This is a genomic window from Halocynthiibacter sp., assembly GCF_049608145.1.
GTDB lineage: Bacteria > Pseudomonadota > Alphaproteobacteria > Rhodobacterales > Rhodobacteraceae > Halocynthiibacter.
This window is the reverse complement of record NZ_JBMYXF010000001.1, coordinates 22,720-42,400: the sequence shown is the minus strand read 5'-3', so window position 1 is coordinate 42,400 and position 19,681 is coordinate 22,720. Positions and strand designations below refer to the sequence as shown.

Annotated in this window: 20 protein-coding genes; 10 read left to right on the top strand and 10 right to left on the bottom strand. The window is 54.6% G+C overall.

Annotated elements, in window-relative coordinates; translation table 11 throughout:
* Window positions 1–66: 66 nt before the first annotated feature.
* The 4 genes from ACPGUT_RS00220 to ACPGUT_RS00205 form a co-directional block, all read right to left on the bottom strand.
* Complete coding sequence (locus ACPGUT_RS00220) at window positions 67–861, bottom strand: S49 family peptidase (RefSeq protein ID WP_423988136.1); 795 nt, start codon at window positions 859–861, stop codon at window positions 67–69.
* Between the two features lie 83 nt (window positions 862–944).
* The gene (locus ACPGUT_RS00215; RefSeq protein ID WP_423988135.1) at window positions 945–1,583 is read right to left on the bottom strand and encodes a nucleotidyltransferase family protein; all 639 of its coding nucleotides are present in this window, start codon (window positions 1,581–1,583) and stop codon (window positions 945–947) included.
* Window positions 1,580–2,584: a molybdopterin-binding protein gene (locus ACPGUT_RS00210; protein WP_423988134.1), complete on the bottom strand. Its 1,005-nt coding sequence runs from the start codon at window positions 2,582–2,584 to the stop codon at window positions 1,580–1,582. Before ACPGUT_RS00210 ends, ACPGUT_RS00215 begins: the two co-directional genes overlap by 4 nt.
* A 9-nt stretch (window positions 2,585–2,593) precedes the next feature.
* A complete protein-coding gene (locus ACPGUT_RS00205; RefSeq protein WP_423988133.1) occupies window positions 2,594–3,148 on the bottom strand; it encodes a LuxR C-terminal-related transcriptional regulator in 555 nt (184 codons plus the stop codon).
* Window positions 3,149–3,238: 90 nt separating this feature from the next.
* On the opposite strand from ACPGUT_RS00205, the gene ACPGUT_RS00200 reads away from it, so the two are divergent.
* Window positions 3,239–4,543 (top strand): acetylornithine deacetylase/succinyl-diaminopimelate desuccinylase family protein, encoded by a 1,305-nt coding sequence (locus ACPGUT_RS00200; protein ID WP_423988131.1) that lies wholly within the window; start codon window positions 3,239–3,241, stop codon window positions 4,541–4,543.
* A gap of 14 nt (window positions 4,544–4,557) precedes the next feature.
* Here the strand turns inward: ACPGUT_RS00200 and panC are convergent, their stop codons facing one another.
* The gene (gene panC / locus ACPGUT_RS00195; RefSeq protein WP_423988129.1) at window positions 4,558–5,424 is read right to left on the bottom strand and encodes a pantoate--beta-alanine ligase; all 867 of its coding nucleotides are present in this window, start codon (window positions 5,422–5,424) and stop codon (window positions 4,558–4,560) included.
* Between the two features lie 5 nt (window positions 5,425–5,429).
* The gene (panB, locus tag ACPGUT_RS00190) at window positions 5,430–6,260 is read right to left on the bottom strand and encodes a 3-methyl-2-oxobutanoate hydroxymethyltransferase (RefSeq protein ID WP_423988127.1); all 831 of its coding nucleotides are present in this window, start codon (window positions 6,258–6,260) and stop codon (window positions 5,430–5,432) included.
* A gap of 158 nt (window positions 6,261–6,418) precedes the next feature.
* Here panB and ACPGUT_RS00185 point away from each other — a divergent pair, with 158 nt between their 5' ends.
* From ACPGUT_RS00185 to ACPGUT_RS00155, 7 genes are all read left to right on the top strand, one after another.
* The gene (locus ACPGUT_RS00185) at window positions 6,419–7,909 is read left to right on the top strand and encodes an ABC transporter substrate-binding protein (RefSeq protein WP_423988125.1); all 1,491 of its coding nucleotides are present in this window, start codon (window positions 6,419–6,421) and stop codon (window positions 7,907–7,909) included.
* Between the two features lie 63 nt (window positions 7,910–7,972).
* Window positions 7,973–8,923, top strand: a complete 951-nt coding sequence (locus tag ACPGUT_RS00180; protein ID WP_423988124.1) for an ABC transporter permease — start codon at window positions 7,973–7,975, stop codon at window positions 8,921–8,923.
* Window positions 8,920–9,753: an ABC transporter permease gene (locus tag ACPGUT_RS00175; protein ID WP_423988122.1), complete on the top strand. Its 834-nt coding sequence runs from the start codon at window positions 8,920–8,922 to the stop codon at window positions 9,751–9,753. Before ACPGUT_RS00180 ends, ACPGUT_RS00175 begins: the two co-directional genes overlap by 4 nt.
* The gene (locus ACPGUT_RS00170; protein ID WP_423988120.1) at window positions 9,750–11,351 is read left to right on the top strand and encodes an ABC transporter ATP-binding protein; all 1,602 of its coding nucleotides are present in this window, start codon (window positions 9,750–9,752) and stop codon (window positions 11,349–11,351) included. Before ACPGUT_RS00175 ends, ACPGUT_RS00170 begins: the two co-directional genes overlap by 4 nt.
* A complete protein-coding gene (locus ACPGUT_RS00165) occupies window positions 11,348–12,805 on the top strand; it encodes an aldehyde dehydrogenase family protein (RefSeq protein WP_423988119.1) in 1,458 nt (485 codons plus the stop codon). The genes ACPGUT_RS00170 and ACPGUT_RS00165 overlap by 4 nt, the downstream gene beginning before the upstream one ends.
* A gap of 9 nt (window positions 12,806–12,814) precedes the next feature.
* Entirely contained in the window at window positions 12,815–13,555 is a 741-nt protein-coding gene (locus tag ACPGUT_RS00160; RefSeq protein ID WP_423988118.1) for a glucose 1-dehydrogenase, read from the top strand.
* A gap of 5 nt (window positions 13,556–13,560) precedes the next feature.
* Window positions 13,561–14,565, top strand: coding sequence for a P1 family peptidase (locus tag ACPGUT_RS00155; RefSeq protein ID WP_423988382.1), 1,005 nt, complete (start codon window positions 13,561–13,563; stop codon window positions 14,563–14,565).
* A gap of 100 nt (window positions 14,566–14,665) precedes the next feature.
* Here ACPGUT_RS00155 and hemN read toward each other — a convergent pair whose 3' ends face one another.
* On the bottom strand, window positions 14,666–16,018 hold the full coding sequence (hemN, locus tag ACPGUT_RS00150; protein ID WP_423988381.1) for an oxygen-independent coproporphyrinogen III oxidase: 1,353 nt from the start codon (window positions 16,016–16,018) through the stop codon (window positions 14,666–14,668).
* A 100-nt stretch (window positions 16,019–16,118) separates the two neighbouring features.
* On the opposite strand from hemN, the gene ACPGUT_RS00145 reads away from it, so the two are divergent.
* Window positions 16,119–17,246: a phosphonoacetaldehyde reductase gene (locus tag ACPGUT_RS00145; RefSeq protein WP_423988116.1), complete on the top strand. Its 1,128-nt coding sequence runs from the start codon at window positions 16,119–16,121 to the stop codon at window positions 17,244–17,246.
* A gap of 55 nt (window positions 17,247–17,301) precedes the next feature.
* On the opposite strand, the gene ACPGUT_RS00140 is transcribed toward ACPGUT_RS00145, so the two are convergent.
* Genes ACPGUT_RS00140 through ACPGUT_RS00130 form a run of 3 tightly spaced genes read right to left on the bottom strand, consistent with a single transcriptional unit; the run spans window position 17,302 to window position 18,915 of the window.
* Window positions 17,302–18,210, bottom strand: coding sequence for a rhodanese-related sulfurtransferase (locus ACPGUT_RS00140; protein WP_423988115.1), 909 nt, complete (start codon window positions 18,208–18,210; stop codon window positions 17,302–17,304).
* Between the two features lie 59 nt (window positions 18,211–18,269).
* Entirely contained in the window at window positions 18,270–18,671 is a 402-nt protein-coding gene (locus ACPGUT_RS00135) for a hypothetical protein (RefSeq protein ID WP_423988114.1), read from the bottom strand.
* 1 nt (window position 18,672) lies between these two features.
* Window positions 18,673–18,915, bottom strand: coding sequence for a hypothetical protein (locus tag ACPGUT_RS00130; RefSeq protein ID WP_423988112.1), 243 nt, complete (start codon window positions 18,913–18,915; stop codon window positions 18,673–18,675).
* Between the two features lie 103 nt (window positions 18,916–19,018).
* Between ACPGUT_RS00130 and pncA the strand changes: the two genes are divergently transcribed.
* Window positions 19,019–19,624: a bifunctional nicotinamidase/pyrazinamidase gene (gene pncA, locus ACPGUT_RS00125; protein WP_423988110.1), complete on the top strand. Its 606-nt coding sequence runs from the start codon at window positions 19,019–19,021 to the stop codon at window positions 19,622–19,624.
* Window positions 19,625–19,681 lie beyond the last annotated feature (57 nt).

Sequence of the window (19,681 nt, the reverse complement as noted above, 5' to 3'; positions counted from 1 at the left end):
TTTGCCAAACATGGCAAGTACCATCATTCCAACCAGAAACAGAACAACAATTTTAATAATCATCCGTTAAAGCCCGTATCGCGCGAATTCAATTCGCTCTTCTACGGCGCCCGCCATACCTTCAGCAGCACTGGCCCCAAACCGGCCCAGAAGACCGCGTTTTACGCCATATGTTCGAAAGTTACATTTCTCACCAAACCGGTCTTTCATCACGGTTTTCATGTGACCAAGGCCATCAGCAAGCCCGGCTTTCACCGCCTGCGCCCCGATGCGTACTTCGCCATTAAACAGGTCCTGATCCGCGTCCAATTTACCGGCACGTCGGGTTTTCACATGATCGATAAAGACATCGTGAATTTGTTCGAGGATTGTCTTCAGGCGATCCACATCTTCGGGATTTTCAGCCTTAAACGGATCCAGCATCGATTTTGACGTACCCGCGGTATAGACGCGCCGGTGCACACCATGACGTGCAATAAAATCTTCCAGACCAAACCCGGCGGAAATCACCCCGATTGATCCCAGAACAGAACTTTGATCCGCATAAATTTCATCTGCTGCAGCGGCCAACCAATAGCCCCCGGATGCTGCGACATCCTCTACAAAAGCAAAAACTGGCACGCTTTTCTCATCTGACAGGCGGCGAATGCGTGCCCCGATCAGGGATGACTGCACCGGCGATCCCCCCGGAGAATTGATAATCAGCGCCACAGCCGAAGGCTTGCCTTTGGAAAAGGCCTTTTCCAGAACTGGGCCGATCTTTTCATCAGACAGGCCACGGTTGCCGGCCGAGATCACGCCAGACAAGCGCACCACAGCAACGGTTTTTTCAGATTTGAGAAATGGGATCCAGCGTTTCATCCTCTTCATGTAGGCGGGCGGGCCATCGGGAACAAGGTTCTTCGCGCATGCCATGCGACAAATTGTGTCGCCGGGGCCACGCATTATGACGGGAATTCCTGTTGTTTTTTCCCCTGCCGCGCCTCCCAGGTCGTCCAAGCGTCGGGCGTATCTAGATCTGTAATCGCTCCATCGCGTGGCGTATTGATATGCTGCACAATCCCTTTTTCCCGCTGTAAAATGCCCCTAGCCCCCTGATCCCCCTGTGCCCGACCCAGTTCTGCAAACCAGCTGCTGCCGAACAACACAGGGTGCCCGGGCGTCCCGTCGGCGCTGGCGGCCCGAATGATAGCTTGTGACCTCACGTCATCCGGCACGTCAGCAAAGCAATGAATCAACGCATTGTAATGATCTACCGTCAGATCTGGCATATCAGCCAAAGCGATGATCACCGCGTCCCCGCCTTTCATGTCCGCGATACCCGCAGCCAGAGATGCCCCCATACCATCCTGCCAATTGACGGCAAAGATCGGGCAGGCGCGGCTGGCATTCACAATTTCCAGACGTTCAGGTTTCTCACCGGGCAGCACAACAGACACATGTTTTGCCGCGCTGGCACAGGCCTTTTGCAAAGAACGTTGCAAAAGAGGCTCTCCCCCCGCAAGACGCATCAGCTTGTCTTCGCCCTGCATTCGTCGGGATGCGCCGGCCGCCAACAGTATGATGTGCACATCAGCCGTCATTTTGCTTGTGTCCGCCGTGGTGCGCCACGTTCAGGAACATCTTTCAGCAATCCACCCGCCCCCATCGCCGCGAAATCTGCATCCCCAAGTTCCAGCCCCGCCGCCACACGTTCCAACACCCAATCCGCACCATTCAAGGCCAAGGCACGGGCACATCCCGGAAGACCAATCACAGGTTTGCCCAGAAGCTCGCCCAGAAACAGCAGATTTCCCGGGTCGACGGGCATGCCAAATCGCGTAACAATTCCCCCCGCTTGACACAGTCCCGCAGGCGCAACATCCGCGCGATCTGAGGTTGCAGAGCCTGTCAGGATCAGAAACACATCCGGGGCATGGGTGGCCTGCATTTCTGACAATGCCGTCTTGAGATCCTCTTCGTGATGATCGCAGACCTGCACCTGAACAAGCTGCCCCCCCAAACGTTCAACACGTTGACGGGTGGCATCTTCTGCCTTGGCAATCAGGCTTTCCTTCATGCCCCGCACACGGGTCAGCACAAGCCCCCAGCGCAGCGGGCGAAACGGGGCAAGTGACATCAGCGGCGGGGTATCACAGGCCCGTCTCACGGTCTCTGCAGGAATAAAATACGGGATCATTTTTGCGGTCGCCACAAGAGAGCCTGCGCGCACATGGCTGTATTCTGGCAATGTCGCCAGTGTTACCGCCTCATCCACCTGGTTCAGGGCGATGACCCCGGGCACATCGACCTGCAGAAGACCATCCATCCCCGCGATCAGATTTACACGCCCATGCACAGGATCTGCACAATGCAGGCCTTCCCCCCTGATTGTCGCGGCAATCCGTGCGGCGGCCTCATTTTCCCCGACATCACCGGGATCGGCCCGGGCGATAGAGACCCCGTCAACACCCGCAGCAGTCAGCGCGACGATATCTGACGCCCCCAGAATACAGCCCTTTTTCAGACGCAGATCATTGATGTTCAGACTATGGGCAAGGGTTGCGCCTTCAGCCTGGTCAACCGGGCAATATCCAAATTTCATGCAGCCCCCTCAAAAATCACCACGTGACAATTTTGACAAAAGCTCGGTCACATTGCGTACGTCCAGCTTCTTCAGCAAACGCGCCCGTACATCTTCAATAGTACGCGGTGACAAGCCCAGCGCCTTGGCAATTTCTTTACTGGTTTTTCCCTGACTCAGGAAAACCACAACTTCCCTTTCGCGCGGGGTTAGGCGCACGCCCGCAGTCGCGTCTGAAATTGCCGCATAGGACATCACAACACGCGCCAACGGATCGGCCGGGGTTAATGTACGGGCGCGAAACCGACACCACGTCGCAACCCCGCCTTCCTTTGCCAGCAGACGTTCATCTGTGTAAATTTCGCCACGTTTCAGTGCATCCATGCCAATATCGCGAAAATCTTCAAACTCCCGCGCACTGCCGTATAGTTCGCGAAACGACAGGCCAATCAACATGCCTTTGCTACGCCCGGTCAGGTCCGCAAACACCTGATTCACGCTGCAGATCATGCGGTTTTCCGTCAAGACAATACCAAGAGGCGCCAGATCAAAGGCAAGAGCATCCACATCTGTTGAAATATCCATACCGGCCCTCCTGCGCCGTGATCCTACGGTATTGATACCGTATCATTTCTGCGTAAACCTGCAAGTGCGATTTAGGGACAGGAACATCCATTGACCACGATTGACAACATCTCTGATCTGATTGCCCGGGAAATAGAAGCCCGGCGCGATGATCTGATTGCTTTGACACAGGATCTGATCCGTATTCCAACCCTGAACCCACCAGGTGAAAATTATCTTCTGATCTGCGAATACTTGGAAAACCGACTGAAACGTCAAGGCTTTTCTGTGGAATTGGTCCGCGCCTATGGCACCCCTGGAGACAGTGATAAGTACCCACGTTGGAATATGGTCGCGCGATACGAAGGCAAATATCCCGGCGAATGCGTCCATTTCAACAGCCACACCGATGTCGTAGATGTGGGCCAAGGTTGGACATTTGATCCCTTTGGCGCAGAATTGCATGATGGCAAAATTTACGGACGCGGGGCCTGTGATATGAAAGGCGGACTCGCGGCGTCGATCATCGCAGCAGAAGCCTTTATTGCGCTTTTCCCAGACTTTGCCGGATCCATCGAAATCTCGGGGACTGCGGATGAAGAAAGCGGCGGCTTTGGGGGCGTTGCCTATCTGGCCGAGAAAGGGTTTTTCGCGCCCCAGCGTGTACAACATGTCATCATCCCAGAACCCTTGCAGAAAGATCGCATCTGCCTGGGCCACCGCGGTGTCTGGTGGGCCGAGATCGAAACACATGGTGAAATCGCCCATGGGTCCATGCCCTTCCTTGGGGACTGCGCCGTCCGGCACATGGGGGCGGTTGTGAATGAAATGGAAGAAAGCTTGTTTCCGGCCCTCGCCCAAAAACGCACCGACATGCCCGTCGTTCCCTTGGGCGCGCGGCAATCGACCATGAACATCAATTCCATCCACGGCGGTCAGGCGGAGCAGCCCGAAGATTTCACCGGCCTCCCCTCACCCTGTGTGCCTGACAGTTGCAAGATGATCGTCGACAGACGTTTCCTAATCGAAGAAGACATCAACGATGTGCAACGTGAGATCACAGATGTGTTGGATAAGGTCGCCGGGGAACGCGAAAACTTCCGCTATGACATCCGTGAAATGCATCGGGTTCTGCCGACGATGACCGAAAAATCTGCACCCGTTGTAGAAACCGTGTCCCGTGCGATTTCAGATGTGATGGGGAAAGACGCCGAATATGTTGTTTCCCCAGGCACCTATGACCAGAAACACATTGATCGCATCGGCAAGTTGAAAAACTGCATCGCCTATGGACCTGGCATTCTAGAACTGGCCCATAAACCGGATGAATATATTGGTGTCGATGACATGGTCGAAAGTGCGCGCGTCATGGCACAATCCTTGGCCGAACTTCTGCCCCGGCCAGGGATGGATTAACCATGTCTGCGCGATTATCCCTTCACAGGCACTTCGATATTGTCGATCAGCCGCACACCCGCAAGCCAGGCCGCCGCAAACAGGCGGGCCGGGCGCGTGGGAGCTGTCAGAAGAGTGAAATCATCATGGGCGCGGATCTCGAAATATTCCACTTCGGTGAAATCCGCGGCCCGCAACCGGGTCATCGCAACACCCTGCAACGTCGAAAATTCTGCGCCGCCCACCAACGCCTCAACCGTATCTGTCATTACCTCATGCAAGGTTGCGGCCTTCATCATGGCATGGTCCGACAGCAACAGGTTGCGCGACGACATCGCCAAACCGGTTTCTTCGCGCACGGTCGGGCACCCGATGACTTCGATATCAATGTCCAGATCCCGCGCCATGCGGGTAACGATCATCAGCTGTTGAAAATCCTTTTCCCCAAAGAAAGCCTGATCCGCCGCTGTCTGCAAAAACAGCTTAGCAACCACCGTTGCAACCCCATCAAAATGTCCGGGGCGATGCGCCCCTTCCATCACGTCAGTCAGGCCCGACACGGAAACATTTGTTGTGAAATCAGATGGATACATCTGTTCCCCACCGGGAACCCAGACCACATCCACCCCCACGGGCGTCAATTTGCGCGCATCTTCCACCTCGGTGCGGGGGTAGTTCGCAAGGTCTTCCGGGTTATTGAACTGTTTCGGGTTCACAAAGATCGTCACAATCACCCGGTCACAACTCTTTCGCGCAGCCCGTGCCAAGGACAGATGTCCATCGTGCAGCGCGCCCATAGTTGGCACAACGCCAATGGTTTCACCGGCGCGTTTCCAAGCACGCGTGATCTGGCGCAATTCATCCAGCCCGCGAATGATCCGGGGCGGCTGTTGTGATGTCATATCCATCATCCCTTTCCGGGTGCCTGATCCGCAAAGATATGCTCTGGCCCCGGGAAGCTGCGCGCGCGCACTTCCCGGGCGTATTCGGCAATCGCGGCCTCACCCTGCGTGCCAAGCTCTGCATATCTTTTTACGAATTTCGCCTTAAACGCCGTGAACAAACCCAGCATATCATCCACCACCAAGATCTGCCCGTCACAGCCCGCCGATGCCCCGATCCCAATCGTCGGAATATCAATGTCAGAGGTGATCTGATCCGCAAGATTTGCTGGCACTTTCTCAAGCACCACAGCAAAGGCACCAGCCGCTGCCACAGCCTTTGCATCTGTGATCAGCGCAGCACCGGCATCACCGCGCCCCTGCACCTTATAACCGCCCAATGTATTGATCGACTGCGGTGTCAGGCCGATATGGGCCATGACCGGAATGCCGCGCATCACCAGAAACGCGATGGTTTCGGCCATATGCGCGCCACCTTCCAATTTAACCGCCCCCGCCCCAGTTTCCGCCATCAGACGGGCGGCATTGCGAAACGCGTGTTGCGGGCTTTCTTCGTAACTGCCAAAGGGCATGTCGATAACCATCATTGCCGATTGCAGCCCACGTGCCACGGCCTGACCATGCATGATCATCATGTCCATGGTCACACCCAAGGTCGACGGCAGTCCGTGCAGCACCATACCAACGCTGTCGCCCACCAAGACAAAATCGCAATGATCATCCATCATCTGCGCCATTGGCGTGGTATAGGCGGTCAAACTGACCAGCGGATCCCCCCCTTTGCGCCCCCGAATGTCATCGGGAAGCGGGGCGGTTTTATGGGCTGTGGCACTCATCAGGGGCTCCGGCACTTTGCGGCATTGCCCAAAACATATAACACTGACGACACCGTAATTCTACGGTATAAACCAAATAAGACGTAGGGGAACTGCCGCAAGACTTGCGCAACGGCCAATTCGCAACAAAACTACGGCCAGAACAGAGGGAGATGACAATGAAGAAACCAGGGACATTTACCAGAATAACCGCAGCCGCTTCTTTTGCCGCACTGATCGCAGGTGGGGCATTTGCCGCTCAGACTGAATTGACCATAGGTCTCCAGCTGGAACCGCCACATCTGGATCCGACCAGCGCCGCTGCTGGGGCAATAGATCAGGTGGTGTATTCCAACATTTTTGAAGGTCTGACACGATTTGGCCCGGATGGCGCTGTAAACCCTGGCTTGGCCGAAACCTGGGAAATTTCCGAAGATGGTCTGACCTGGACGTTCAATCTGCGTCATGGCGTGACTTTCCACGATGGCACAGATTTTGAGGCAAGCGATGTGGTTTTCAGCCTGGATCGCGCCCGGTCCGAAGACAGCACCAACGCACAAAAAGCCCTATTTGAAGGCATTGCATCCGTAGAAGCCGTCGATGCGCATACCGTCAAAATCACCCTGACCGCACCCAACGGGAACTTCCTGTTTAATCTGGCCTGGGGCGATGCCGTGATTGTTGCTCCAGAAAGCATTGAAAACATCACCACAAAACCCGTGGGCACGGGCGCGTTTACCTTTGCCAATTGGGTACAGGGCGATGCGATCACCATCCTGCGCAATGACGCCTATTGGGGGGATGCGCCTGCGCTGGAAAGCGCGACATTTAAATTCATCTCAGAACCTTCTGCGGCGCTGAACGCCATGATGGCAGGTGATGTGGATGCGTTTTCTGGCTTTCCGGCCCCTGAAAACCTAAACCTATTCGAAGCCGACCCGCGCTTTCAAGTTCTCGTCGGTTCGACCGAAGGGGAAACAATCCTGTCGACCAACAACAAAATGCCGCCCTTTGATAATGTGAAGGTGCGTCAGGCCCTGGCCCACGCGATTGATCGCCAGGCAATTATCGACGGGGCAATGTTTGGCTATGGCACGCCTATTGGCACGCATTTCGCCCCCCACAACCCGGATTACGTCGATCTGACGGGGCAATCCGAATATGACCCGGAAAAAGCCCGCGCCCTGCTGGCTGAGGCGGGTTTTGCCGAAGGGTTTACTACCACGCTGAAACTGCCGCCCCCCTCTTACGCCCGTCGCGGCGGAGAGATCATCGCAGCCCAACTGCGCGAGGTCGGGATTGAAACCGAGATCAGCAATCTGGAATGGGCACAATGGCTGGAAGAGGTCTTTCGCGGCAAAGATTTCGGCCTGACGATCGTCAGCCATACGGAACCTTTCGACATCGGGATTTACGCGCGGCCGGAATATTACTTCCAGTATGACAACGCTGAATTCCAGACGCTGATGGATACGCTGACCGCCGAAACCGATCCCGCCAAACGCAGCGAAATGATCGCCACGGCACAGCAGACCATCGCTGATGATTATGTGAACGGTTATCTGTTCCAGTTGGCATCCCTGTCTGTCGCAAACGTTAAGATCCAGGGGCTCTGGGCCAATGCGCCGACACAAGCCACCGATCTGACCGGCGTAAGCTGGACCGACTGATACCGACCCTGACCTTCCCCGGCGACATATGTTGCCGGGGGCTTATTGAACGCCGGAAACCCCATGCTTCGCTATATCCTGAAACGCCTCCAGGCGCTTGTGATCAGCCTGATCATCGCAAGCCTTGTCATTTTTGCCGCCGTGGAAATCGTGCCCGGTGATCCAGCATCTTTCATGCTGGGCATCAATGCGCAGGAAGATACGATCATGGCGCTGCGGGAACAGTTGGGGCTGAATGTGTCGCTGTGGGAACGGTATTTTTCGTGGATCACGGGCATGATACAGGGGGATTTTGGCACCTCATATACCTATCGCACCCCCGTGGCTGAGATGATTTCCGAGCGCATGATCATATCAGGCCCGCTGGCGCTGTATGCTCTGACGCTGTCGACGCTTATCGCCTTTCCTGCGGGCATCATTGCAGCCACGCGACGCGGATCTGTTGCCGATGTATCGGTCATGGGGATCACGCAACTGGGCGTTGCGATCCCCAATTTCTGGTTTGCCATGCTGATGGTTGTGGTCTTTGCCATCAATCTTCAGTGGTTCTCTGCCGGTGGGTTTCCCGGCTGGGATGCTGGTTTTTTCGCGGCGATGAAAGCCCTGACATTGCCCGCCATTGCCCTGGCCCTTCCCCAAGCATCCATCCTTGCCCGCGTCATGAGATCCGCCTTGTTAGACACTTTATCTGAAGACTACATCCGCACCGCCCGCGCCAAAGGCCTGACCCGTCGCCAGGCCCTATGGCGGCACGCATTGCGCAATGCGCTGATCCCCGTTTTGACCATCATTGGGTTGCAGTTCGCGTTTCTTCTGGCGGGCGGCATTATCATTGAAAAAGTCTTTTTCCTGCCCGGCCTTGGACAGCTGATCTTTCAGGCCATCACCCAGCGGGATCTGATTGTAGTGGAAAGCGTGGTGATGATTTTGGTCTTTGCGGTGATCCTTGTGAACTTCGCCGTTGATCTTGCCTATGGCATTGCCGATCCACGCCTGCGGAGGGCCCGGACATGATCCGAATGCTCCTGAGATCCCGCAATTTCACCCTTGGTCTGATCCTGACACTGATCTTTGCCTTCGCGGCCCTGATCAGCTTCGCCTGGACCCCATATGACGTCACCACAGTTGATATCGCCAACCGGCAACTGCCCCCTGGCTGGCCCAACCTGCTGGGAACCAATCAATACGGGCGCGATGTTCTGTCGATGATCATGATCGGCGCGCGCGTGTCGATTGCTGTAGCGCTGGTTGCGGTTGGCATTGGCATGGTGATTGGCGTGCCGCTTGGCCTGGCCGCGGCCGCGAAAAAAGGCGGGCTGTGGGATGAAATCATCATGCGCGGCAATGATCTGGTTTTCGCCTTTCCATCCCTTGTGATCGCCATTCTGATCACCGCTATTTTCGGGCCCTCTGCCATCAACGCCATCATCGCCATTGGTATCTTTAACATCCCGGTGTTCGCCCGTATCACACGCGGCGGGGCGCTGTCTTTGTGGGAACGAGACTATATTCTGGCTGCCCGCGTTGCAGGAAAATCCCCGACCCGGATTTCAGTGGAACATATCCTGCCCAATGTCATGAACCTGCTGATTGTCCAAGGCACCATCCAGTTCTCCCTTGGCATTCTTGCCGAAGCGGGCCTGTCTTTTGTCGGTCTAGGTGTGCAATCCCCGACCCCCAGCTGGGGGCGAATGTTGGCCGAAAGTCAGACATTGATTTACACCCATGCCTATCTGGCCCTGTTTCCAGGTCTTGCGATCGTGCTGACCGTTCTGGGGTTAAACCTGATGGGAGATGGATTACGCGATACGTTTGATCCCAAAGTCAGAAAGGCCCGATCATGAGCCTACTGACAATTAGTAACCTGTCCATGAAAATTGGTGCGGTGAAGATCCTGCACGATGTCAGCATGTCTGTCGCCCCAGGTGAAATCCTAGGCGTGATTGGTGAAAGCGGATCTGGCAAATCCATGACTGCGTTTTCTGTGATGCAATTGCTGCCCGATGCCGCGACCTGTACTGGTGCGATCACTCTCGCAGATACCGAGATCTTAAAGGCATCCGAATCTGATCTTTGTGCCATTCGCGGCAATGATGTGGGCATGGTGTTCCAGGAACCCATGACCGCGTTGAACCCCGTGAAAAACATCGGGGATCAAGTGGCCGAAACCATTCGTATTCATGAACCAGGCGTCAGTAAGCGCGACGCCCTGGACCGCGCCCGCAAAGCCCTTGATCGCTGCGAGTTACCCGAAGATCGCTTTCCTCTGACCCGCTATCCACACGAAATGTCCGGCGGTCAGCGTCAGCGTGTAGTCATTGCCATGGCAATTGCCCGTCACCCGAAATTGCTGATCGCGGATGAACCGACCACAGCCCTTGATGTCACGACCCAGGCCGAAATTCTGACCCTGCTGAAACGGCTGGTGACGGAAGACAACATGGGCCTCATGATGATCACCCATGATCTTGCGGTGGTGTCGGATATGGCCGATCACATCGTGATTATGAAAGATGGCCAAGTGGTCGAAGAAGGCCCCGCCGCGACCCTTTATAAGGACATGCAGCACCCCTATACAAAGGCGCTGTTCGAAGCCTCGTCGCATCAACCCGATCGCACGGCACCCGTCCAAAAGAAACCTCTTCTGCAGGTGCGCGGACTGATCCGTGACTATACCCTTCCACGCACAAAACTGTTTGCAGCCCCCGGTAAGTTCCGCGCGGTGAATGACGTAAGTTTCGAAATCAAACGCGGCGAAAGTCTGGGTTTGGTGGGGGAAAGCGGTTGCGGAAAATCGACCCTAACACGGGCGATTTTGGGGCTTGAAGCCATTCAAGGTGGCGAAATTATCCTTGATGGTGCGCCCTTGTTTACAGATAGGCAGATCAACCGTGTCGCCCGGCGCAAGATGCAAGTGGTGTTTCAGGATCCATACGGATCGTTCAACCCTCGCTGGAAGGTTTCCCGACTGATCACAGAACCTTTTCATCTATTGGACAACCCGCCCAGGGGGCTTGCCATGGAAACCGCAGTTGATCAGGCTTTGAAATCCGTTGGACTGTCCGCAGATGACAAACACAAACATATTCACGAATTTTCCGGTGGTCAGCGCCAGCGTATCGCAATTGCCCGCGCTCTGATCACACGCCCAGAACTGATCATCCTGGACGAAGCGGTTTCCGCCCTCGATGTATCCGTACGCGCCCAGGTTCTAGACCTTTTGGCAGAGCTTTCACAAAAACACGGGCTGACCTATTTGTTCATCTCTCATGACCTGTCTGTCGTGCGTACAATCACCGACCGGGTTCTGGTCATGAAATCCGGGGAAATCGTCGAGACCGGGGAAACAGACACTGTTTTTGACACACCACAACATCCCTACACCCAGGCTTTGATCGCAGCTGCACCCCGCCTGCCTGATGACTTAAAGGAAACAATATGACCCTTTCCCAGGACCTCTGGTTCGACACAGATAAATGCTTTGTTAACGGCCACTGGATTGCCCCTGTAACCGGTGACACATTACCTGTCGAAGATCCGTCAACAGGGCAGATCACAGGTGCAATTGCACGGGGAACAAAGGCAGATATCGACGCTGCCGTCCACGCCGCAGAAAACGCCCTTCAAGGGGACTGGGGCAGAATGACAGCTGTGGAACGCGGACGTATCCTGACGCGGATCGGGCAACTTGCCCTGACCCGTGTAGACCAACTGGCCCGCATAGAAGCGCAGGACGTTGGCAAACCTCTGACACAGGCGCGGGCCGATGCTGTGGCCCTTGCGCGGTATATGGAATTCTACGGGGGCGCTGCGGATAAAATTCATGGTGAAACAATCCCTTACATGGATGGCTATACGGTTTACACCCTGCGCGAGCCCCACGGTGTAACCGGCCATATCGTGCCGTGGAACTATCCGATGCAGATCATCGGTCGCAGCGTCGGGGCAGCGTTAACCATGGGCAATGCCTGTGTACTGAAGCCCGCAGAAGAGGCCTGCCTGACGGCACTTGCCTTTGCCGAAATCGCCCGTGAAGCGGGCCTGCCCGCAGGCGCCTTGAACGTGGTACCGGGCCTTGGCGAAGAGGCGGGCGCCGCCCTGTCATCCCACCCAGGCGTGCATCACATTTCCTTCACGGGCTCCGTGGGCGTTGGTAAACTCATCCAACAGTCCGCCGGTGACAATGTTGTGCCCGTCACCTTGGAACTGGGTGGAAAATCCCCGCAATTGGTGTTCAAAGACGCGGATATTAACGAAGCCTTACCTTTCCTTGTCAACGCAGGCATTCAGAACGCGGGTCAAACCTGTTCCGCTTCGTCCCGCATCTTAGTGCAACGCGCATGTTTTGATGAAGTCTGCGAAAAAATGGCCATGTCTTATGGCGCATTGAAAGTCGGCCCGGCTTTGTCAGATCTGAATGTCGGCCCGCTGATTTCCGCCCGTCAGAAAGAGATCGTTTCTGGTTTTCTTCATGCAGGCGACACCCTTGAGAAAATCGGCGAAGGCCAGATCATCGCAGATGCACCGGATACAGGTCATTATGTTGCGCCAACTCTGTTTGCTCCGGTCGATGCCCGTCACAGCCTTGCGCAGGACGAAATCTTTGGACCAGTGCAGGTGATCATCCCGTTTGACGATGAAGAAGAGGCCGTAAAGATTGCAAACGGAACGGATTTTGGTTTGGTGGCTTCGATCTGGACTGACAGCGGTGCGCGGCAAATGCGTCTCGCAAAACACCTGCGTTCAGGGCAGGTATTTATCAACAACTACGGCGCCGGGGGCGGGGTTGAACTGCCCTTTGGGGGCGTCGGAAAATCCGGTCACGGCCGAGAAAAAGGCTTTGAAGCCTTATATGGATTTTCCACCTTAAAAACCGTCGCGGCGAAACATGGATAAGGCAATATCATGAAACTTAAAGGTAAAACAGCAATTGTAACCGGCGGTGCATCAGGCTTTGGTCTGGGGATTGCCGAGAAATTCATCGCAGAAGGAGCAACCGTTCTGATCGCTGACATCAATGGCGCCGCGGCAGAGGAAACTGCACGTGGCATCGGCGCATTCGCGGCGCAATGCGACGTTTCAAGTGACGCCGATGTTGGCAGGTTGACCGCGACGGCACTGGTGAAAATGGGCCGCATCGATGTACTTGTGAACAACGCTGGTATCACCCATTTGCCCGCCGCAATGGAAGATATTTCTGAGGAAGATTTCGATCGCGTCCTGAATGTAAACACAAAGTCGGTGTATCTGGCGGCAAAACACATCGTTCCCCTGATGAAAGCGCAGGGATCTGGGGCAATTCTTAACGTTGCCTCCACAGCTGGGGTCAGCCCACGCCCCCGATTGTCATGGTATAATGCATCCAAGGGCTGGATGATCACCGCGACCAAAGCCATGGCTGTGGAACTTGCCCCCGCAGGTGTACGCGTCAACGCGATCAATCCTGTTGCCGGCGAAACACCATTGTTGAAATCCTTCATGGGGGAAGACACGCCCGAGATGCGCGAAAAATTTGTTTCAACCATCCCAATTGGACGTTTTTCCACCCCACAAGACATGGGCAATGCCGCTGCTTTTCTTTGTTCAGAGGAGGCCAGCATGATCACCGGCGTAGCAATGGAAGTCGACGGCGGGCGCTGCATATGATCCCCATGCAACCTGGCCCCCGCAACCTGATCACCGATGTCCAAGGACTGCGCGTGGGCAATGCGGATAACACGGAACTGAAATCCGGCACCACAGTTCTGGTTGGCGATACGCCTTTTACGGCCTCGGTTGATATCATGGGCGGAGCACCAGGCACACGGGAAACCGAACTGCTTGATCCCCAGCGGACCGTAGAACAGGTTGATGCGCTGGTCCTGTCCGGCGGTTCCGCCTTTGGTCTTGATGCCCCGTCCGGCGTCAGTGACGGGTTACGCAGCATCGGGCGCGGATTTCAGCTGGGCCCTGCCCTGATCCCGATTGTGCCGGGTGCCATTATTTTTGATCTGCTGAATGGCGGAGACAAAGCTTGGAGCGAAAACCCTTACCGTGCCCTGGGGCGGTCGGCACTCAACAACGCTTCAGAAAATTTCTCTCTTGGCAGTTATGGCGCGGGTAAAGGCGCGGTCACAGGCAATTGCAAAGGGGGGCTGGGCTCTGCCTCTCTCGTCATGCCTTGCGGAACAACTGTCGGGGCGCTTGTTGCCGCAAACCCCATTGGAAATGTGGTCACAGCGAATGGCCATTTTCACGCGGCAACTTTCGAAATCGGCGCTGAATTTGGTGGATTAGGCCCTGATCCGCGTTCCATCGGATGCCTGCCACATCACAGCAAGAAGATCGCAAAAATGATGGAACTTGCGGCGGATGCAAATCAAGCCCCCACCGCCAATACAACCATCGCCATCGTTGCAACCGATGCCACCCTGACCAAAGCCCAGTGCAAACGTATGGCTGTCATGGCACAGGACGGTCTTGGGCGCGCAATTGTGCCCGCCCATTCCCCGATGGATGGTGATCTGATTTTTGCAGCCAGCACAGACAAACGCCAAGCACCCGAACTTGCTGACCTAGGCCACGCAGCTGCTATGTGCCTTTCACGTGCAATTGCCCGTGCCGCCTGGGAAGCCACACCGGAAGAAGGTGATGTTCTTCCCTGCATTCGAAGTTGATCTTCTATCCGCCGCTCCCACACGGGTACATCTTACTTATTTCATCTTGCAAGAAATACTCCGGGGGTACGGGGGCTGGCCCCCGCACTGGCATTTCCGATCAAGAGGCCTTGGAATAGGTTCCCGCATCGCGTGTATAGGCATCATAACGGCTGGCGATGATCCGGGTTAGAGGACGCCCTTCTTCTGTGATCCGCAACAGGGCGCCATCTTGCACCACATATGGTGAAAACTCTGACGCAATCATGTTGTGCAGATCTATCAGATCTGACGCCTGTTCAAACTGTGAACCAAGTAGGCCTAGATCCAGTTCAAAATTACACATCAGCCCGTCAATCACCGCTTTGCGCAGCAAATCATCCTTCTGAAAACGATGCCCGCGGGAACCGGTCAGAACGCCTGCTTCTACTTTACCGGTCCACGCACCGGTCGCGGGTGCATTCTGCAGCCAACCTTCCTTAAAGGAAGAAATCGAAGACGCCCCGATACCAATCAGCGTATCACAATGATCAGCAGTATAGCCCTGAAAGTTCCGCCGTAGACGGCCTTCTTGCAAAGCCAGCGACAATTCATCATCCGCCTTGGCAAAGTGATCAATGCCAATCGCCTGATAGCCCGCATTGCGAAACATTTCAGCGGCGACTTGAGACAATGTATAGCGTTCCAGATCACCTGGCAGAGTTTCTTCTTTGATCAACTTCTGGCGTTTGGCCATATGGGGCACATGGGCATAGCCAAACAGCGCCATACGGTCAGGATCCAGGGCCAGCACCTTCGCGACTGTATCGCGCATGTGATCTTCTGATTGAAATGGCAGGCCATACACCAGATCAGCGTTCAGCGAATGGATCCCAGCCGCACGCAGCATATCCACACAATGTTTTGTGACGTCCCAAGGCTGATGGCGACCAATGGCTTCCTGCACATCTTCCGCAAAATCCTGAATGCCGATAGAGGCCCGGTTCATGCCTTCCAGACGCAACGCCTCGATCTTCGCCGCATCGACCAAAGTAGGGTCTATTTCAACGGAAAATTCAAATTCGTCAGCAGGTGGGAAAACTGATTTCACCGCCTGGGCCAGGTCATGGATCATCTCAGGCAACAGAATAGTCGGCGTCCCACCACCCCAATGCAGACGCCCCATTTTCACGCCCTTTGGCAGGCGCGCGCGGATCATCTCCAACTCTGCCTTCAGCGTTTTCACATAACCCGCCACGGGTGACATAGTTTGGGTGCCCTGGGTACGACAGGCGCAAAACCAGCAAAGCCGTTCACAAAACGGCACGTGGACATAGACAGAAACCGGTTCACACGGATCCAAAGAAGCCAGGCATTCCGCCTGAAAATCAGCCCCTAGATCAGTTGAGAAAACGGGTGCGGTGGGATAGCTCGTGTATCGCGGTACACGGGCATCAAACAGGCCAAGACGGCGAAGATCAGATATGCGTTCCATCAGGGTAATATATGGATTCGCAGACAGGTATTCTTTGCGCTGGATCAACCCCGCAGGTACGGTCTCTCTTGACGCATTAAATGAATCACGGGAATTTCAGATGCAGCGGATCACTGGCCTCAACTCTCTCGCAAAACTGCCCGAACTTCTTTTACCTTATCACCATAGCAGGGTTCTGCTTGTGACTGGAAAGGCCTCCTATGTGACCAGTGGCGCCCAGCAAGTTGCAGAAACCGCCCTGAAAGACATGGATGTCCTTCGCTTCAACGACTTTGAGATAAACCCGAAAATCGAAGACGCCATTCGCGGGGCAGATCTTGCACGTCACAAAGGCATCGATCTGATCCTGGCAATTGGCGGCGGCAGCGTTCTGGACATGGCGAAACTGATCAAAGCGTTTTATGCCAATCCCGATGCCTCAGAATCTCTAGCCAAGGGAAAAACCCCTGTAACAGACCCTGATATCCCCCTGATCGCAGTGCCTACCACAGCGGGATCGGGCAGCGAAGCCACCCATTTCGCAGTGGTCTATATCGGGGGTGAAAAATTCTCACTCGCGGCCCCGTGCTTATTACCAGATCGCATCATTCTGGATGGCGTCTTGCTGGCCAGCGCCACACCTTATCAAAAAGCCTGCAACATTTTAGACGCCCTTGCGCAGGCCATTGAAAGCGCCTGGGCTGTAGGTTCAACAAAAGAAAGCCGTGACACAGCCTTTCGTGCCATTGATCTGATCACGCAGCACGCCCACGCGATGGTTCGCCCTGATGCTGACCCCGCGTCCCTTCAGGGCCTGTCCGAGGCGGCCAATCTGGCGGGGCAGGCAATCAATATTTCAAAAACCACCGCCGCTCACGCCTGGTCTTACGGCATCACCGGGCAATACGGCATCCCTCACGGCCACGCGGTTTGGCTGACTTTACCGATGATATTTCAGATCCATGCACAGGCAAGGAACCAACAGATCTCAGACCCACGCGGCCCTGCACATCTGCGGAAAATTATGGCGCGCCTGATGCAGGCCCTGTCCATCGACAGAACGGATCAATGCTGTGCTGTTCTACGTGGGTTTATGGAAGACCTGGCCGTGCAACATGATTTGGAAAAACTTGGCCCAAACACGATTAAAAAACGCGGTACGCTGTCACAACTTGCCAATATGCAACGCATGTCAAACAACCCGATCCGGCTGAACCCTCAGAATATTAAGGACATCTTCAGGATCTAGGCCTGGCAGGTAAAGGATCACCTGCCCAAACAGTTTAGTGACCTTAAAAATGCGTTTACGCGCGCGGGCCCACATGGCTTTCACCGCGGGCTTTGGACAAGGCGATCTGTTTCTGACGTTCACGGAAACGCGTTTTTCGATCTTCTGATGTTTCATCAACGCAAAGATGGCAGCTGACACCTTCTTCATATTCCGAACGTTCCAGATCTTCAGGCAGGATCGGACGGCGGCAGGCGTGACACAGGTGATGTGGCCCTTCTACCAAGCCGTGACCAATGGAAACACGCTGATCAAAGATAAAACATTCACCTTCCCAGGTGCTTTCTTCTTCCGGCACTTCTTCCAGATATTTCAGAATGCCGCCTTTCAGGTGATAGACGTCTTCAACACCTTGGCCCATCAGATAATTCGTGGATTTTTCACAGCGAATGCCGCCGGTACAGAACATCGCCACACGTTTATTGTGGAAACGGTCCGCGTTCTTTTCCCACCATTCCGGGAATTCACGGAAGGATTTGGTTTCCGGATCAATCGCCCCTTTGAACGTACCGATGCCAACCTCGTAATCATTGCGGGTATCGATCACCACAACATCATCTTGGGTGATCAGATCGTTCCAATCTTTTGGCTCGACATAGTTCCCAACAGAGGCCGTCGGATCGACATCAGGTTGCCCCATTGTGACGATCTCTTTCTTAAGCTTCACCTTCATGCGGTTGAACGGCATCTCAGACGACGGGCTCTCCTTATGAATAAGGTCAGAACAGCCCGGCAAAGCCCGAATATAGGCCAGCATCCGATCAAGGCCAGCACGCGTTCCCGCGACTGTTCCGTTGATCCCTTCCTTCGCAAGAAGAAGTGATCCTTTGATCCCCTCTTCGTCGCACAAAGCCTGAAGCGGCCCCTGCACGGCAGGCGGGTTATCGATACGGGCGAAGTGATATAGTGCGGCTACAATAGTCATGGGGCGGACATAGGCCGATCTGGTATCAGGATCAAGTTAAAGCTGGTTGTTCCGCTTTCTCAGGCCAGCTGTATTTCAGGAAGAACTGGGATTTTCCGCGCCATGTCCGAAGCAAGGATTTCCTTCGTATACCAAACAGTCAGCACGTCCTTTTGTAACAATTCTGGACAGCAATCTGGCAGATCCTCTGCCGGGACATCCGGATGTAATACCATTTTCTGAGCAATCACGCTGAGAAAGGCAAAGGTCACCGTCGCATTAAACTTTTCAGGCACACCAGCTTTTGTAACCAGGGCCTTCAGACCACTGGCATAAAGATGGGCCGCCTCAAAGAAATCGTAATTTTGCAAGGCGTAAGCCGCGCAGATCACATGGTCGCGATGGGTAAACGTGGCAGGGTCAAGCGATGCATCACAAAGGGTTGCAAAGCGATGACCAATGTTCGAGTTGTGACCGTTCATTTCATTTTTCCCTCAGCCGGTGGCTGTCTTGCGCTGTCAGGTCAAGATCATAGACCCCTTTCAAGGCTTCAATTTTCCCTAGGGTTTCATCTGAAAACGGTGTTTTCCCTTCAAAACAATGCAAAGCCATGCCTTCGATCAGCTCAGCCGTAGACATATCCAAATGCTCTGCCAGCCCCTTCAGAACTTTCAAAAGCCGCGTTTCAATCCGAAAACCGGTTTGCGTGCGTGTCACTGTTTTCATTTAGCCATTCTTTCGATTGATACCTTGGTACCAATATAACGATTCTCACATATTGACCAGCCCTCTTTCACCCCCTACCAATTTCACATCTAGGGAGGCCCACATGCGCGCATCACACGAAGCATTGATTGTTATCGACGTTCAGAACGATTTCTGTCCCGGGGGCGCGCTTGCCGTTTCTGAAGGGGATCAGATTGTTGCAGAGATCAACGGCATGATGAATGAATTTTCCACGATTGTTCTGACCCAGGACTGGCACCCAATGGGGCATTCTTCCTTTGCGTCATCCCACGACGACAAAACACCCTTCGATATGATCGACATGCCTTATGGGCCGCAGGTGCTTTGGCCGGATCATTGCATTCAGGGCAGTACCGGCGCGGAATTTCACCCTGATCTGCGCATCGATCCCGCAGATATGATCATCCGAAAAGGACTGAATCCTGCAATCGACAGCTATTCCGCATTTTTTGAGAATGATAAAACGACGACGACCGGCCTGGAAGGTTATCTGCGCGCCAAAGGGATCACTCAGGTTACCCTCGTCGGCCTCGCCACTGATTTTTGTGTATACTATTCTGCGATGGATGCAGAAAAGCTGGGATTTACGACCACAGTTCAGACCAGCGCCTGTCGTGGCATCGATATGGATGGATCTCTGGCCAAAGCTTTGGCGGACATGCAGGCCAGGGGCGTAAACCTAACATAAATTCGGCTAACACTCTTTTTTAATACGATTCTGTCAGGTTGGCGGTGCATGCGCATT